Consider the following 15270-nt stretch of genomic DNA (forward strand, 5'->3'; position numbering starts at 1 on the left):
CATTAATGCTCCTGAGTAAGCTGGCGGACAACTGCCCGCGGTTTCTTCATTGCGCTATCGACTAAAGCAGGGAAAAGCGCATTGAGTTTGCTGAAGAATTTTTCGGGCCAGCCAATTGTTTGACGGCTTTGGCCTTGTTCGATCTGGTTAATAAAGGCTAATGCAACCTGTTCTGGATGGTCGACTTTATTGCCCAGTTGTTGGTTAAGTTGCGCCATGCGGCCGTTGTTCATTGGTGTCTCAATAGCACGCGGGGCGATATAAAAGAGCTGAGTACTCGTTGCTTCAAGCTCACGTTGGAGCGCTTCACTAAAACGCGCTAGGGCGGCTTTACTGGCACAATAACTTGCTTGCCCGGGGAAGCCGATTGCGCCAAAGCCTGAACCGACAAAACCGATAAAGCTCTGTGACTGTTGTTGTAGTTCAGGCAAGAGCGCATGGGTGATGGCCATCGGAACGATAGTATTAAGCTGCATAATGCGCGCATGGGTGGCCCACTCTAAGCTGGTAAACTCCCCAACTTGGTTGTCCCCCGCGTTGTGGATCACCGCGGTAAGTGGAAGCCCGGCTGCTTTTTGAGCAGCGCTGTATGCAAGCAGCTGAGGAAGGGCATCTGCATCGAGCAAATCAAGGCATAGAGTGCGTTGGTGCAACTTTTCAGCTTGTTGCTCAAGTGCAACTTGGTTACGTCCCACTAACGTCAATTTGGCGCCTTTGTCTGTGAGCAGCTGCGCGATAGCTTGTCCTAACCCGCCTTGCGCCCCGGTCAATAAGATATGGTGCGACGACCAATCGTGAATAAATTTTGGCATAGCCCCTCCTTATTCCGGTAGTGCTCGGAACATATCGCCATAGAGCTTGTAAACTACTTTACAGGTATGAATCACGGCTTGCTGAGCGGTCTCGTCGCTAAGCTGATTCATCAGTTCTTCAAAAAAGGCAACATGCTCTTGATCGAGTGAACCGTGTGAAGTGAGATAGCTAAAGGCTTTTGGCGGTAAGCCAAGCGCACTTTTAATCTCTCCAGCAGCTTGTGTGGCCATAGCCACACTGGTGCCCTCAAGCACGTGCACCATGCCGAAGAAGCTGGCAGGGTGGACCCGATTGATCTGGTCATACACGTAGCTCACCATCAGTTCTGTGGTGAAATGGGGTTGGCTGTAGCGAATCGCTTCCGCATCGGCCCCACAGGCTTTTAAATCATTTAAAATCCATTCGTGGTGACCATATTCTTCATCGATATATTCAACGATCGCTTTACGCAGCCACTCGTCACGGTCGGTCAGTCGCGCCCCGGCAGCCATCAGCAGTGGCACGGTATGTTTAACGTGATGGTAAGCCTGTGTTAGAAACGCCGTGTAGCGGGTTAAACTGATTTTGCCCGCAAAGGTATCGGTGATCGCCGGGGCGCTCAGCAAGTACTGTTGTTCTGCTGCTGTTGCGTTACATAGTTGGTCAAAAAATGCCATATTAGTCTCCATAAAATTGCGTGATTTCCCGGCTGTAAGTTCTTGTTATCTCGTGGCGTCTGAGCCTTTGGTTATAGGTGAGTAGGCCATTCTCTGTAGTGAACGGTTCATGGCTACTAATCCAGCCTGCGAACTGAGCATAATCAGGCAGTTGCTGGTTCAATCGATGCAGCGCGTCGGTTACTGCTTGTGGGGTTGCCTGTGGGCTTGGGGTGACAATGGCGAGTAATTGTGCTCTGCCGTCACCCACCGCAATAAATTGCTGCCAAGCAGGCTCCAAAGCGGCCAAAGCCTCGGGCCACTCGGGTGACACGTTGCGGCCAAAACTGGTGATGAGAAGATTTTTCGCGCGGCCATCGATATACAGAAAGCCATCGTCATCAAAGTGGCCCAAATCGCCTGTGCGTAACCAACCTTCATTGAATTCGGTCGTTGCACCGGAGATATAGCCGAGCATCTGCGCACCGCTGACTTGCACTTCACCCTCAACAATTCGCACTTGTTGGTGTGGCAAAGGTTTGCCAACACTGCCGCGGCGTTGTGTGGTTGGTGTATTAAGGGCAACCACTGAGCCACATTCTGAAAGTCCATAACCTTGATAAACCGGCACTTGCAGTTGCTCTGCGAGGTGAAGTAATTCTGGCGCAACATGCGCCCCCCCAACTGCGACAAAGCGCAACTCATGCTGAGTCACTTGCTGTTTTTGAATGCCTACCAGCAAGGCTTGCAATAAGGCGGGTGTGGTAATGATGCTGTGTGGCTTGGTCTGGGTAAGACATTGCCAGAATTGGCCTAAGTTAAGTTGGCTAGCGCCTTGCAAACCAATTTCTGCAGCACTTGGAATAGTGATATCAGCGCCCATCCATAGCGCTAACCAAACACCGGCAATATTCTCTAATAACACCGCCAGTGGCATGATCACCAAATGCTGTTGCGATAGTTCAGCAGGCAAGCTCGCAGCGATACTCGCAACCACGGTCAACATGTGGTCAGCGCTCAAGCAAACCCCTTTCGGGCTACCACTACTGCCAGAGGTGTAGGTGATTTTAGCCGCCTGATGAGGTTTGGCAGGATAATGTGTGCGTTCGATTCTGTCGCAACTGTAGGCGATCGCGTCAACTTCCGCATCGGCGAGCACATCCTGCTGCTGACTTGCAGTAAAAAAGGGCGGCACCGGCACTAGGGTAATGCCGGCTTTCAGTGCCGCTAAATCGATAACAAGCCAGTCGAGGTTATTCTCAAGCACTAAGCCAAGCCGCAAAATCTGCTGTTGTTGCAGGTGCTGGGTCAGCTCATCGACCCGCTCAAGCAAGGTTTGATAGCTGATGTAAGTGTGACTATCGCGCAGCTGGGCATGGCCTTGCTCAGCATGCTGTTGCAGACGTTTAAAAAACTCAGCCGGGCTCATTGCTGTAGCGCCTGTAAAAATTGTTCGCCATCGCTAATTCGACCCGCCACAACTTGTGGTTTGGTGTCGTAATACGCTCCCCAACTGCTGCGCTTAGAAACGGGTAAAGCTGTTTGTTGTGCTTCGGTGAGAACCTTAGAAGGTAACTGCATCCGCTTTAAGTGACGCCGCAGCGGTGAGGTGGCAGTGAAAATTAAATAATCGCTGCTGGTCGCCGATGTCACCTGCAGTACTGCGGTGAAAAGGGCGGCAAGATAATGATGATTCAAGCAGGCCATCGAGCCCACTTCAATCACTTGAGCGCGTGCAATCGAAGTGGCATACATCGCACTCAAGCGCTGCTCGGCAGGCTCGGTTAAATACATTTCTGAGAATAACTGTTGTAGTGTTTCACCCTGCTGCGCCGAGCTTTTTACCGCAGTAGTCAGGGCACAAGCAGCAATCAGCTGGTCTGCTTCATCGACAATATAAATCAGTTGTTCGGGTAAATTGCTTAAGCAGGCGCTGAAACTTAGCCAATAGCGTTCGCAAATAAAATATTCAATTTCACTGCGGCGCGGGTGACTGTGGTCGGCACGGGCAACGGCAAGCTGAGGAAAACCAATCAAGGCAACCGGTTGAGCTGTGAAATCTTCTAATTGAGCCATATTTTTAGCCTACTTTACTGCTATCCTAGGCATACCTTAAAGGGCATTACTTAAGTGATAATTAAGAAATCACTAAAATTTCTATTTCAGCCAATTGGCGCTGTTAAACCGGCTAATTTGTGTCAAGATAAGAGCCACTTTGATTGCTAGAAAAGTAAATCCCTATGGCATCTGTTGCACTAATTTGGGTTGGTGTAGGTCATATCGGTCAGTATTGGCTTGATCACATCGCTCAGCATTGGCCTCGTAATCATCCCCTTGAATTGCGAGCACTAGTCAGTTCACAACGTTACTTTGAGGTCAATGCAGAGTTGACTTGGCGCAGTGCGCAGCCGCTGACCGCCTTGTTTGCGCGGCGTGCGCATCAATGCTCGCATCCTGAACAACAAGTCACGGCGTGTATTACTGCCCTCAAGCAAGACTATGCAGGTGTTATTGTCATAGATGCCACCGCGTCAAAAGCCGTGAGTCGTTGTTATGTCGATTGGCTCCAAGCTGGGGCAGACATTGTCTCAGCGAACAAATATGCTGGCTCGAGTGCGAGCGATTATTACCAAGAAATTCATCAAACACTTAAGAATACAGGGCGCTACTGGCGCGCCAGTGCCACTATTGGGGCAGGTTTGCCGGTGCAAGATGTGCTGCGCGATAAGTACCAGCAGCAAGCTCCGGTTAGCGGGATAACAGGCACGTTTTCAGGCTCATTAGCTTGGATCTTTCATCACTATCGTGCCGGTGAACCCCTCTCTAAATGGCTGCTCAAGGCTGTTGATTTGGGGTTAACTGAGCCCGATCCTCGGGCTGATTTATCGGGGATGGATGTTGCTCGGAAACTTTTAATTGTGGCGCGTGAACTCGGCTGGCAACTTGAGCTGCCACAAATTGCAATTCAAAACCTGGTCCCTCCGGCTTTGCGGGAAGTCAGTTTGGATGAGTTCTGGCGGCGGATTGATGAGTTTGATCATTACTTTGAACGCTGGCGCCAGCAGACCTATCCAAGCGCTACGCGTTTGGTTTATTTGGGCCGCGTGCGACAAACTGCGGCTGGAGAGCCACAGGCGGTGGCGCAAATTGAACCACAAAGCGCTGAATCAGTGTATGCTGAGCTTGCCGATACGGAAGCTTATTTTGAGTTATTCGAGCAAGATATGACCGCTCCTAGCGTGATTATTCGTGGCCCGGGAACGGGTGCTGATGCAACCACGCAAGGCATTCAACGAGATATCGATATGATTGCGGCAAAGATCATGACGCACGCAACTGACCCAGAGAATCAACAATGAGACCTATTCACGTCATCGTATTGTTGCTTGGCGTAACGCTTGTTAGTGGCTGTAGCCAGTATATTGAGCGGCAATTATTGGCGCCCCCAACAAAAACAGGCATTCCAGTTTTAACTGCAGCGGAACTGAACGCGCTTGATATTGAACAGCGTCAGTTTTGTCTGCCACATCTTGGCGGTTGTACCGGGTATCTTTATGCGGCCGCAAAGCGGCCAAGTACCGATTTGAGTCAGTTTACTTCGGCTCCGACTCCGCAGGGTCAAACTTATCTTGAGTTTGATTTAGCGCGTGATGAGGTGCCTTATCAAGCGCGTGGAACCATTGTTCTGGTGCATGGTTATGGCGGCTCTAAGCAGACCATGGGGCAATTGACGGAGTATTTTCGGATGCTCGGTTTTGCGGTTATTGCACCAGATATGCTCGGCCATGGTGATTCGAGCGCGAAACAACCGGGTTTTGGTGTCCACGATGCTGAACTATTTAGCCAACTGATTGATAGTTTACCCCGTCGCGAAGTCCCCAAGCCGATCTGGGTCGGGGGAATGTCGATGGGGGCGACCGCAGCTTTGCATTTGGCCCAACAACGTGACGATGTGCGCGGGGCGATTTTGTTTGCTCCAATGATTAATTTTGCCGATGCAACTTTGGCGGTCCTCGAAATGGTGCGGCCAAATACTGCACAGGTCCTGCCAGAAGCAGATGTGCGAGAGGGGGTTGCCAAAGCGCTGGCGGCACAACAACTTGATGCGAGTCAGCTCGATCTTGCGACGCAAGTGCAACAAGCGGGCTTACCAACTTTAATTCTTGCCAGCGATGCGGATGCTGCGGCGCCCTATCAAACGTTTGCGAGCTGGCAACAACCGCGGCTTGAGGTGGTGCGAATTCCCAATCGCTATCATATGCTGATGGCGGTGCCTGATCGGCAAATGCACGAGGCTATCAGTGCTTGGCTGGCGCAGTTTAACTAGTGTTACGCTTTGCGTGACGTGGGCGCCGTGGTTTACCCGATCCCGGCCGCACATGGGTGGCCAGAATGCGTTTTCCTTCAGCTTTGACCCGATCGCCTTTGCGCCATGACCACAGGGTATCTCGCGCAATTTTAGCGCGCTCGGTTAAATCAATCATTGGGGTGGGGTAGTCACGGCCGAGTTGACAGTCATACAGCTGCTGCTCCATTGCGGTCATTTGCCATGGCTGTTGAATCAATTCGGCGGGAACCTGCGCAAGTTCTGGCACCCATTGGCGCACAAAGTGACCTTCTGGATCGTGCTCTTGCGCTTGTTTCACTGGGTTATAGATACGAATCGTATTGGTCCCGGTAACGCCCGCTTGCATTTGAAATTGTGGGTAATGAATGCCCGGTTCAAAATCGAGAAATAGCCGAGCCAAGTGATGGACTCCACGGCGCCAATCGATCAGCAAGTGATGACACAAAAAGCTCACCAGCATGGCGCGCATGCGAAAGTTAATGTACCCCGTTTGTTGTAAACAACGCATACAAGCATCAACCAGTGGAAAGCCCGTTTGACCTTGCTGCCATGCCTGTAAGTGTTGTTCGACCTCGGCGTCGTCGCGGTAGGGGAAATCTTCGTAAGCGCGATTGATCGGGCGCTGCTCCATCGCGCATTCACTTTCGAATTTTTGGATAAAATGGCAATGCCAATGCACTCGCGAAGCAAGCGCCACCAGCGCACGGCGCCAGCCAGGGACCGACCAATGACGCAACAACACTTGATACATCTCGCGTAAGCTTATATTGCCCCAAGCGAGATAGGGCGATAGGCGCGAGCAACTTTGTCGACTCTGGCTGGGCTTGGAAATATGATAGGGATAGTTTTTACCCCGTTCATCAAAGAAATCAGCTAAGGTTTGCCAGGCATGTTCGGGTCCACCGAGTTGCATTTGTGGGTCGGTTTGTTGCCATTCTGATGGCGCTTGCCAATCCTCGCCAGTTCGTTCAACAAAACGGACCTGCTGCCAGTTAATGGGCGTGATTTTTCGCCGCATCACTTGCTTCCATTCAGCATCCCAATTGCGTCGGTGGGTTGCCCCGCGAATGACTGCGCCGGTTGGACTTTCATGCCACTGGATCTGGTGTTGCTTGAACCAATCTTGCAGCGCCCGATCACGAGCAAAGGTGCGTTCGATACCAATTTCTTCATGACTATAGACCGCGGCAAATTGAGTGTGCTGATAAAGCTGTTGGAAGATGCTGCCAGCATCACCATGAAGGATCCACAGGTTCTCGTTTAAGGCAGGCTGACTTGGATAATCGGCTTGCTGTTCGGAGTATCTGAAACGAACGCTTTGCGTGCCATGTTTGAGTTGCTGTAAGCTCTGCCAAACGAACCGCCAATGGCGGATATCGTAGTGAGGGTCGGCGACTAATTCAGGCTCGACAATATACAGCAAGATAAGTGGACGACCGCTGGCGATAGCAGCCTGGAGAGGCTCGTGATCGGTTAGCCTTAAATCGCGTTTAAACCAAACAATCGCCGGTTGCATGACAGCTGAATTAGGGGGTAAGAGGCCAGTCTGCGGCATCAACCACGTCGAGCATGGCGTTGGGGTGTTCGCCTTGCCAAGTTGCAATAAACTCGCCCTGTGGATCATACATCCGGGTCTGTTTGGCTAAGTCAAAGCGACGATGCCCACGTGGGTCGGCACCGACCCCCGCTAAGTATTGCCAATTGCCCCAATTCGCGCCGACATCATAATCGATCAATTGGCGTTCAAAGTAGGCTGCGCCGTAACGCCAATCCAAGCCCAGCTCATGAACAAAACAGCTGGCCACAAGCTGCCGACCACGATTGGACATATACCCCGTTGCGTTGAGTTGTTTCATACAGGCGTTGACGATCGGGAAGGGCGTCTCGCCCTGACACCACTGTTGAAAGCGATGACTATAAAAGCTGGTTTGCGGACGCTTATCTTTAATCCCACGGAAGTGAAATAAACGTTGTTGATGACGTGCCGCATACCAGATGAAATATTCGCGCCAGAGCAGTTCGAAGTAGATCCAATAGGTACTTTCATTCGCACCGTAGCGCTGTTCATAAGCGTCTAAATAGGCAACAACCTCGCGTGCCGAAATTGAACCATCTGCTAGCCACGCCGAGAACTTGGTTGAGTCAGAAAAGCCATCTAGGCTGTTGCGCGTTTGTTTATAGTCACTGGCAAAGCGCCCATTGAAGTACTGTTGTAGATGGGCTTTGGCGGCGGAACTCCCCCCATGCAGTAATACTTGTTCATGGTGCGGTAAAGTTGGCAGTTGGCTGCGCGCTTGTTGTGAGAACGGTGCGGGCGGTAACTGTGTTGGCACTGATAATACGGGGCGGATGGCCTCGCGTAAATTAGGTTTTTCAACTTTGCGCCGAAACTTCGAGAAAGTATCCGGCAGTTCATCTAAGGCAAAAGGGAGCTGAGCTAAATCGAACAGCGTTGAACTGTCCTCTTCATGGTAATGCAAGAACGGATAACGTTGTTGCAAGATCGACCAATACTGGTTTTCGTAATACCCATGCTGACGACTACGATAGATGGCATCAACGCCGTATTGACCAATCAGTTCAGCCATTGCGTGCAACGGCGTTTGTACCCTTACTAGCAACTGATTGCCGAGCTTGTGTAACTGCTGCTCAAGGTCCGCCAAGCTTTGCTGCAAAAATTGCCAGCGGGCAGCGCCTATACTGGTGAGCCCATAGCGGTTCGACTCGAACCATTTGGGGTTCACACAGAACAGACAAATCAATTGCTCACATTCTTGCGCCGCTTGCGTCAGCACGCGCTGGTCGCTGCTGCGCAAGTCGTTTTGAAACCAAATGAGTCCGAGTCGATGCTTCATAGTGTCACTGGCCTAGTACAATTGCTGCAGTGAGGCTTTACTAAACGCATCAACCTCATCTTCGCGCCCTTCGCGGATTTTCTTAACCCAGTCTGGATCTTGTAAGAGCGCCCGACCAATGGCGATTAAGTCGAATTCATTTGCCGCCATGCGGGTCATCAAATCATCGATACCGCGGGTTTCGACCGCTGGCTTATCACTGGCAAAGGTACCGCTGATGAAGTCTTCGGTGAGGCCGACAGAGCCGACTGAAATCGCTGGCTTACCGGTTAGCTTTTGGACCCAACCGGCGAGGTTGAGATCGCTGCCTTCGAATTCTGGCTCCCAGAAACGACGTTGTGAGGCGTGGAAAACATCTACTCCAGCATCGCTGAGCCAACTTAAGAAAGTTTCAAGTTGCTCAGGGGTTTCACACAAACGGGCATCATAATCTTGCATTTTCCACTGTGAGAAGCGGAATACGATGGCTTTGTCCTCACCGATGGCAGCGCGGACAGCGCGCACTAATTCGATGGCGAAACGGCAACGGTTTTCAAACGAGCCGCCGTATTCATCATCGCGTTGATTGGTCCCGGCCCAGAAGAATTGATCAATAAGGTAACCATGCGCACCATGAATCTCGACCCCATCAAAGCCGACTTCGATGGCACGTTTGGCGGAATGAGCAAAGCCTGCAATCACCTCATCAATATCCGCTTTGGTCATTGCTTTGCCATTCGGTTTACCCGGTGCGTACAGACCTGATGGGCTATAGGCTGGTGCAGCATCGTCAGACTCTGGTTTACGAACGGCGCCAACATGCCAGAGTTGCGGAATAATTTGACCGCCTTCGGCATGGACCGCATCGACAACTTTTTTCCAGCCCGCCATGGCTTCATCGCCGTAGATGTGCGGCACGTTAGGGTAGCCGCTGGCGCCTTCATGGCGAATTTCGGTCCCCTCGGTCACGATTAAGCCAACTTCACCTGCAGCACGACGGGCGTAATAAGCAACATTGTCATCGTTGGGGACATTGCCCGGTGAGAAACTACGGGTCATAGGTGCCATTACAGTGCGGTTGCGCAACTTCAGGCTTTTACATTCAAAGGGCTTAAATAAAGGGCTCACATCAATCGCCATAATTACTCCATGGTTTTAGTTCAAAACAGATTACGCCGGAAGGCGCTGTTTAGATCGCGAGAAATTCGTCGGGTAACGGCGCTTCGATACAAGCGCATAAAATCGCAATTAATTTTCGTTCCGTCTCCGATACATGGTCATCCGCATGGACGGTTTCAAGCCACGCTTGAACAATTTGCTGGCGCGCAGCCGGTGGCTCATGTTGGTGGGTATTTAAGGCAAGCTCGAGTTGGCTACGGTCAAGGGCTTGTTGTCGCTCGGCTCGCTCTAGGGCTTGGCAAGAAATGGCTAACGCCTGCTCGCGCTTTAAGGTTTGACTAAAGCGTTTGGGCGGTAGCAGTTGGCGTGCGATCAGTTGATAGAGACCCCAGTGAAAAAGATCTTGGCTAGCGGCGAGTTGCTCTAAATCTTGCAACAGCGCCAGGCGTTTCGAATCAGGCGCAATGCGCAGTGCCGGCAGCGCGATCTCGACTAAAGCAAATTGCTGGGTTTCGCTAAGTTGACGCAATGCTTGAGCCAGCTCAGTGGGCTCTGAACTCAGCTGATTGACGACCAGTTGCTGAACCAATTGTGGCGCTTGTTCGCGACTTCGTGCCTGCTCAACAAGTAGCATCGGCAGTGCCAGCGCAGCCAGTCGATCGAGCGGTGTCGTTTCGCGAGCCGCGGCTTTGACCTCCGCCTCAGTAGCCTTGCTATGCGCTTCTTGTGGCAGTGGGTAGCGCCCATTCCAACTCGGCTCGAGTCGTTTGATGCGTTTTTCTAGTGGCGGGTGAGTGGCCATCAAAGTAAACCATTTACTTAGCGCCTGGGAAAAGAACAAATGCTCGACTTGGTCCGCATTGGGATGCTGCATCCGACTGCCGTGCTGACGCGCGCCAATTTGCTGCAGTGCGGCTGAAAGAGCTCGCGGATTTCGAGTGAATTGCACTGCGGCCGAGTCGGCCAAATATTCTCTTTGGCGGCTGACTGCCGCTTTAATTAAGTTGCCAAAAAACACGCCAATAGCGCCAATAAGCAAGAGAGCTAAACCAAGTAGCGGCAACGCATTGTTATTTTTACCGCGGCTGCGGAAGCGGGCGCTTTGCAACAACACACGACCTAGATGGGCAAAGGCAAGAATACCTGCAAGTGCTGCGATTAAGCGCAGGTTAAGGCGCATATCGCCATTTAGAATATGACTGAACTCATGGGCAACGACGGCTTGCAGCTGCTCTCGATTAAACGTCTCGACCGCGCCTCGGGTTAAGCCAATCACGGCATCCTGAGTGGTGAGACCTGCCGCAAAGGCATTGATTGCGCTCTCGTTGGGAAGGAGATAGACCGTTGGGACGGGCATATTGGCAGCAATCGCCATCTCTTCTACTACGTTAAGAATACGGCGTTCGAGTGGGTCACTGCTATCTGGCGCGAGGGCTACACCCCCTAAACTCTCGGCAACCACACTGCCACCGTGGCGCAGTTGCGACCACTTGAACAACATCACTATACCAATTGCGACGGCAATAATTGCGCAAATGAAAATCAGCAGCTGAGGTTCAATCACCACAGTTTGCTGGCCTTGTCGCTGCACCGCTCCCATGATGATCGCAGCCAGTCCAGCGACTAGCGCCATAATCGCAATAAATGCCAAAGCGAACAGCAACACGAGCAGTTTAGTGTTGCGCTTCGCTTGTTGTTGATGTTCGAAAAAGTTAACCAATTGGACCGCTTCCGCGTGCGTTTAAAAACTAACTTTAGGAGCGGCTTGGATGGCGGCACTGTCTTCAAATTCGAGCAGTGAAGCATCGCTGGCGTGACCAAACATGCCTGCAAAAACCACCGGCGGGAAAGATTGCCGGTAGGTATTATAATTCATCACCGCATCGTTGTAGGCTTGCCGCGCAAAAGCAACGCGGTTTTCGGTGCTGGTGAGCTCTTCCGATAATTGCATCATATTTTGGTTTGCTTTGAGGTCAGGATAGGCTTCCATCACAACATTTAAGCGACCTAGCGCATTCCCTAATGCCCCTTCGGCTTGCCCCAGCTGACTCATGGCACTGGCATCGGTCGGATTTTGTTTGGCTGCGGGCAGGGCTTGAGCGGCCTGATTGCGGGCAGAGATGACCGCTTCAAGGGTCTCGCGTTCGTGGCTCATATAGGCTTTCGCAGTCTCAACCAAATTTGGAATCAGGTCATAGCGACGTTTAAGTTGCACTTCGATTTGCGCAAAGGCATTGGCAAACTGATTTTTCAGTTGTACCAGACGGTTATAGATGCTGATGACATAGATAAACAGTACCACCAGGACGATAAGGACGATCCAACCTGTAGCCATAACAAAACTCCTTCTGTGTCGGTTGTTTAACATGCTATGATCGGTCGTCATTAGCAAGCAAACTAAAAACTGTAAGCGTTCATGACCAACATCGAGCAACATCCTCAAGCCAAGACCGCCGGCAACTTGTTTATCATTGCTGCTCCAAGTGGAGCGGGCAAATCTAGTTTAATCAAAGCATTGCTCGCGCGCCATACTGACGGTTCCATGCAAGTTTCCGTGTCGTGTACAACCCGTCCTGCGCGTCCAGGCGAAGAAGATGGGGTGCATTATCACTTTATCGATGAAGCCACCTTTCAAGCCAAAATCGAAGCGCAGCAGTTTTATGAGTGGGCGCAGGTTTTTGGCAATTATTACGGCACCTCACGGGTGGTTATTGAAGAGACCCTGCAAAGCGGTGTGGATGTCTTTCTTGATATCGATTGGCAGGGTGCTCGCCAGGTTCGCGAGCATTATCCGAGTGCGCGAGCTATTTTCATCGTGCCACCGAGCATTGCAGTACTCGAACAGCGTTTGCGTCTGCGTGGTCAGGATTCGGATGAGGTGATTGCGGAGCGGATGGCAAAGGCGCAAGCAGAAATGTCGCATTATCACGAGTTTGATTACTTGCTGGTGAACGATGAATTCGAAACGTGCCTCGCCGATCTCGAGCACATTGTATTGGCTGAAAGACAGCGGATGGCGTTGCAGCAGCAGCGACATGCCGCTACACTCAAAGATCTGTTGGCGAAACGCGGTTAAATCCGTATAATTTCCCACCCATTTTGTTAGTGCTGGAGAAAACATGGCTCGCGTAACTGTTGAAGATGCGGTTGACCGCATTGGTAATCGTTTTGACTTGGTCCTTGTCGCTGCGCGTCGCGCGCGTCAGTTAGCGACTCAGGGTAAAGAATCTTTGGTCCCATGGAAGAGTAACGAGAAAGCGACAGTGGTTGCTTTGCGTGAAATTGAAGAAGGCCAGATCGATGCGGCCCGCCTAGATGCAGAAGAGCGTACTGAAGCTGCGCGTCGCGATGCCGAAGAGCTCGCTGCAGTTGATATTCTGCGTGGCATCGAGTAACTCGTGTGTATTTATTTGAAGGGCTCCGTCAGCAACTAAGCGAATATTTACCTGAAGCACAGGTAGAGCAAGTTGCTGCGGCCTTCGTCCTTGGGGCTGATGCCCATAAGCTGCAAAAACGCCATTCTGGCGAACCCTACATCACTCACCCTGTTGCCGTTGCCGGTATCTTGGCAGAAATGCGCCTCGACCATGAAACCATCATGGCTGCGATTCTGCATGATGTCATTGAAGATACGGTTTATACCCAAGAAGACCTGGCTGAGCGTTTCGGCGGCACTGTTGCTGAGTTGGTCGAAGGGGTTTCAAAGCTCGATAAGTTGCAGTTCAACTCGCAAGAAGAAGCACAAACCGAAAACTATCGCAAAATGATTATGGCGATGGTGCACGATATTCGGGTGATTCTAATTAAACTCGCCGATCGCACCCATAACATGCGAACCATCGGCCACCTCCGCCCTGATAAACGCCGCCGCATAGCTCGTGAAACACTTGAAATTTATGCGCCACTTGCGCACCGGCTCGGTATTCACGATCTGAAAAATGAGCTCGAACTGCTGGGCTTTAAAGCACTTTATCCATGGCGTGCCAAATTACTTGAATCACAAGTTAAAAAAGCTCGCGGTAACCGCCGAGAGTTGCTCGACCGAGTCCATCAAGAGATTGAAAAGCGGCTTGACGAAGTCGGTATTAAAGCGCGCGTATTAGGTCGCGAAAAGCATCTTTACAGCATTTACCAGAAGATGCTGCGCAAAGAGCTGCAATTTACCGAGGTTATGGATATCTATGCGTTTCGAGTCATCGTCGATGAGCTCGATACCTGCTACCGAGTGCTTGGTGCGCTGCACAATTTGTATAAGCCGATTGAAACACGCTTCAAAGACTACATTGCGATTCCTAAATCGAACGGTTACCAGTCACTGCATACGAGTTTGAAAGGGCCCCACGGAATTCCGGTTGAGGTACAAATTCGTACCGAAGAAATGAATCTGATGGCAGACCGCGGGGTCGCCGCACACTGGCTGTATAAAACCGATGAAAATACCGGAACCACAGCGCAAGTGCGGGCGCGGCGCTGGATGCAAAGTTTGTTGGAGATTCAACAAAGCACTGGGAATGCTTACGAGTTCGTTGAAAACGTTAAACAAGAGCTGTTCCCAGAAGAGATTTATGTATTTACTCCGAATGGACGCATTATCGAGCTACCGCAAGGTGCCACTGCAGTTGATTTTGCTTATGCGGTACACACGGATATTGGCAATACCTGTATCGGAGCTATGGTTGATAAGCGCGTTTATTCACTCAGTAAGCCGCTAGAAAACGGTCAAACCGTTGAAATTAAAACCGCCAAAGCATCACGCCCTAACATTGCTTGGTTGAACTTTGTTGTAACCGGCAAGGCGCGGGCGAAAATTCGTCAATATCTGAAGGGACAAGAATCTATTGAAGCGGTGCAATTAGGCGAACGCCTCTTGCGCGCGGCGCTTGGACCGGTCAATTATACAGATATTCCAGAGCACGACTTTGCTCGAGTGCTGGATGAGACCAAGCTCGAAAATAAAGAAGCACTGCTGCGCGAAATTGGTCTTGGCAATATGATGTCGGTGGCGATTGCGAAACGCTTGCTCGGCGAATTGCAACAGTTAAACGAAGAAGACATTGTCAGCCCCAGTTCCAGCAACCGTAGCTTGGCAATTAAAGGTGCAGATGGCCTGTTGTTGAGCTTTGCTAAGTGTTGTCGCCCGATTCCGGGTGATGACATCATCGCTCATGTAAGTCCAGGTAAAGGGCTGGTGGTGCACCGGCGCGAATGTAAGAATGTGCGTGGTTATCTTGATGAGCCGGGCAAATACTTCCCGGTCCAGTGGGATGAGCGTTCTGATGCTGAATTTATTACCGAAGTGCGGGTTGATGTGGTCAACCATCAAGGCGCACTGGCCAAACTAACTTCAGCGATTTCGGCAGCGGGCTGTAATATTCATGGTCTCAATACCGAAGAAGTTGATGCGAATATTTACTACATTGATATCGCCCTCACGGTGCATGACCGCAAACAACTTGCGGATGTCATTCGGCACCTACGGAAAATGCCGAACGTGCAAAGAGTATCAAGGTTAAGGAAATAA

At 51.1% G+C, this 15270-nt stretch carries 14 protein-coding genes; 5 read left to right on the forward strand and 9 right to left on the reverse strand.

The features are described from left to right. Positions 1–2: 2 nt before the first annotated feature. The 4 genes from CWI83_RS07455 to CWI83_RS07470 are packed head-to-tail and all read right to left on the reverse strand — an operon-like array spanning position 3 to position 3524. Positions 3–812, reverse strand: coding sequence for an SDR family oxidoreductase (locus CWI83_RS07455; RefSeq protein ID WP_126827680.1), 810 nt, complete (start codon positions 810–812; stop codon positions 3–5). A 9-nt stretch (positions 813–821) separates the two neighbouring features. Continuing rightward, entirely contained in the window at positions 822–1469 is a 648-nt protein-coding gene (locus CWI83_RS07460; protein WP_126827682.1) for an iron-containing redox enzyme family protein, read from the reverse strand. Position 1470: 1 nt separating this feature from the next. Further along, positions 1471–2877, reverse strand: coding sequence for an AMP-binding protein (locus CWI83_RS07465; RefSeq protein ID WP_126827684.1), 1407 nt, complete (start codon positions 2875–2877; stop codon positions 1471–1473). Beyond that, positions 2874–3524 carry a thermostable hemolysin gene (locus CWI83_RS07470; protein WP_126827686.1) on the reverse strand — a complete coding sequence of 217 codons (651 nt, stop codon included), beginning with the start codon at positions 3522–3524 and terminating at the stop codon, positions 2874–2876. The genes CWI83_RS07465 and CWI83_RS07470 overlap by 4 nt, the downstream gene beginning before the upstream one ends. Before the next feature lie 164 nt (positions 3525–3688). Here CWI83_RS07470 and CWI83_RS07475 point away from each other — a divergent pair, with 164 nt between their 5' ends. Then, the gene (locus CWI83_RS07475; RefSeq protein WP_126827688.1) at positions 3689–4807 is read left to right on the forward strand and encodes a hypothetical protein; all 1119 of its coding nucleotides are present in this window, start codon (positions 3689–3691) and stop codon (positions 4805–4807) included. After that, positions 4804–5775 carry an alpha/beta hydrolase gene (locus CWI83_RS07480; protein WP_126827690.1) on the forward strand — a complete coding sequence of 324 codons (972 nt, stop codon included), beginning with the start codon at positions 4804–4806 and terminating at the stop codon, positions 5773–5775. Before CWI83_RS07475 ends, CWI83_RS07480 begins: the two co-directional genes overlap by 4 nt. On the opposite strand, the gene CWI83_RS07485 is transcribed toward CWI83_RS07480, so the two are convergent. The 5 genes from CWI83_RS07485 to CWI83_RS07505 are packed head-to-tail and all read right to left on the reverse strand — an operon-like array spanning position 5768 to position 12084. After that, a complete protein-coding gene (locus tag CWI83_RS07485) occupies positions 5768–7351 on the reverse strand; it encodes a cryptochrome/deoxyribodipyrimidine photo-lyase family protein (RefSeq protein WP_241969907.1) in 1584 nt (527 codons plus the stop codon). The genes CWI83_RS07480 and CWI83_RS07485 overlap by 8 nt on opposite strands. Then, entirely contained in the window at positions 7323–8651 is a 1329-nt protein-coding gene (locus CWI83_RS07490) for a DASH family cryptochrome (protein ID WP_126827692.1), read from the reverse strand. The genes CWI83_RS07485 and CWI83_RS07490 overlap by 29 nt, the downstream gene beginning before the upstream one ends. 12 nt (positions 8652–8663) lie before the next feature. After that, on the reverse strand, positions 8664–9770 hold the full coding sequence (locus tag CWI83_RS07495) for an NADH:flavin oxidoreductase (protein WP_126827694.1): 1107 nt from the start codon (positions 9768–9770) through the stop codon (positions 8664–8666). Positions 9771–9819: 49 nt separating this feature from the next. Further along, on the reverse strand, positions 9820–11469 hold the full coding sequence (locus tag CWI83_RS07500) for a M48 family metallopeptidase (protein ID WP_126827696.1): 1650 nt from the start codon (positions 11467–11469) through the stop codon (positions 9820–9822). 21 nt (positions 11470–11490) lie between these two features. Continuing rightward, on the reverse strand, positions 11491–12084 hold the full coding sequence (locus tag CWI83_RS07505) for a LemA family protein (protein ID WP_126827698.1): 594 nt from the start codon (positions 12082–12084) through the stop codon (positions 11491–11493). Between the two features lie 81 nt (positions 12085–12165). Between CWI83_RS07505 and gmk the strand changes: the two genes are divergently transcribed. The 3 genes from gmk to spoT are packed head-to-tail and all read left to right on the forward strand — an operon-like array spanning position 12166 to position 15270. Then, positions 12166–12825: a guanylate kinase gene (gene gmk, locus CWI83_RS07510; protein ID WP_126827700.1), complete on the forward strand. Its 660-nt coding sequence runs from the start codon at positions 12166–12168 to the stop codon at positions 12823–12825. Positions 12826–12868: 43 nt separating this feature from the next. Then, positions 12869–13144 (forward strand): DNA-directed RNA polymerase subunit omega, encoded by a 276-nt coding sequence (gene rpoZ, locus CWI83_RS07515; RefSeq protein ID WP_126827702.1) that lies wholly within the window; start codon positions 12869–12871, stop codon positions 13142–13144. A gap of 5 nt (positions 13145–13149) precedes the next feature. Next, positions 13150–15270, forward strand: a complete 2121-nt coding sequence (gene spoT / locus CWI83_RS07520) for a bifunctional GTP diphosphokinase/guanosine-3',5'-bis pyrophosphate 3'-pyrophosphohydrolase (RefSeq protein ID WP_126827704.1) — start codon at positions 13150–13152, stop codon at positions 15268–15270.

It is taken from the genome of Pseudidiomarina taiwanensis, from assembly GCF_003987435.1.
Classification (GTDB): Bacteria; Pseudomonadota; Gammaproteobacteria; order Enterobacterales; family Alteromonadaceae; genus Pseudidiomarina; species Pseudidiomarina taiwanensis.

Excerpts from the sequence above, each read along its gene's own strand:
- CWI83_RS07455 (WP_126827680.1), bottom strand. The coding sequence starts at position 812 with ATGCCAAAATTTATTCACGATTGGTCGTCGCACCATATCTTATTGACC.
- CWI83_RS07460 (WP_126827682.1), bottom strand. The coding sequence starts at position 1,469 with ATGGCATTTTTTGACCAACTATGTAACGCAACAGCAGCAGAACAACAG.
- CWI83_RS07465 (WP_126827684.1), bottom strand. The coding sequence starts at position 2,877 with ATGAGCCCGGCTGAGTTTTTTAAACGTCTGCAACAGCATGCTGAGCAA.
- CWI83_RS07470 (WP_126827686.1), bottom strand. The coding sequence starts at position 3,524 with ATGGCTCAATTAGAAGATTTCACAGCTCAACCGGTTGCCTTGATTGGT.
- CWI83_RS07475 (WP_126827688.1), top strand. The coding sequence starts at position 3,689 with ATGGCATCTGTTGCACTAATTTGGGTTGGTGTAGGTCATATCGGTCAG.
- CWI83_RS07480 (WP_126827690.1), top strand. The coding sequence starts at position 4,804 with ATGAGACCTATTCACGTCATCGTATTGTTGCTTGGCGTAACGCTTGTT.
- CWI83_RS07485 (WP_241969907.1), bottom strand. The coding sequence starts at position 7,351 with ATGCCGCAGACTGGCCTCTTACCCCCTAATTCAGCTGTCATGCAACCG.
- CWI83_RS07490 (WP_126827692.1), bottom strand. The coding sequence starts at position 8,651 with ATGAAGCATCGACTCGGACTCATTTGGTTTCAAAACGACTTGCGCAGC.
- CWI83_RS07495 (WP_126827694.1), bottom strand. The coding sequence starts at position 9,770 with ATGGCGATTGATGTGAGCCCTTTATTTAAGCCCTTTGAATGTAAAAGC.
- CWI83_RS07505 (WP_126827698.1), bottom strand. The coding sequence starts at position 12,084 with ATGGCTACAGGTTGGATCGTCCTTATCGTCCTGGTGGTACTGTTTATC.
- gmk (WP_126827700.1), top strand. The coding sequence starts at position 12,166 with ATGACCAACATCGAGCAACATCCTCAAGCCAAGACCGCCGGCAACTTG.
- rpoZ (WP_126827702.1), top strand. The coding sequence starts at position 12,869 with ATGGCTCGCGTAACTGTTGAAGATGCGGTTGACCGCATTGGTAATCGT.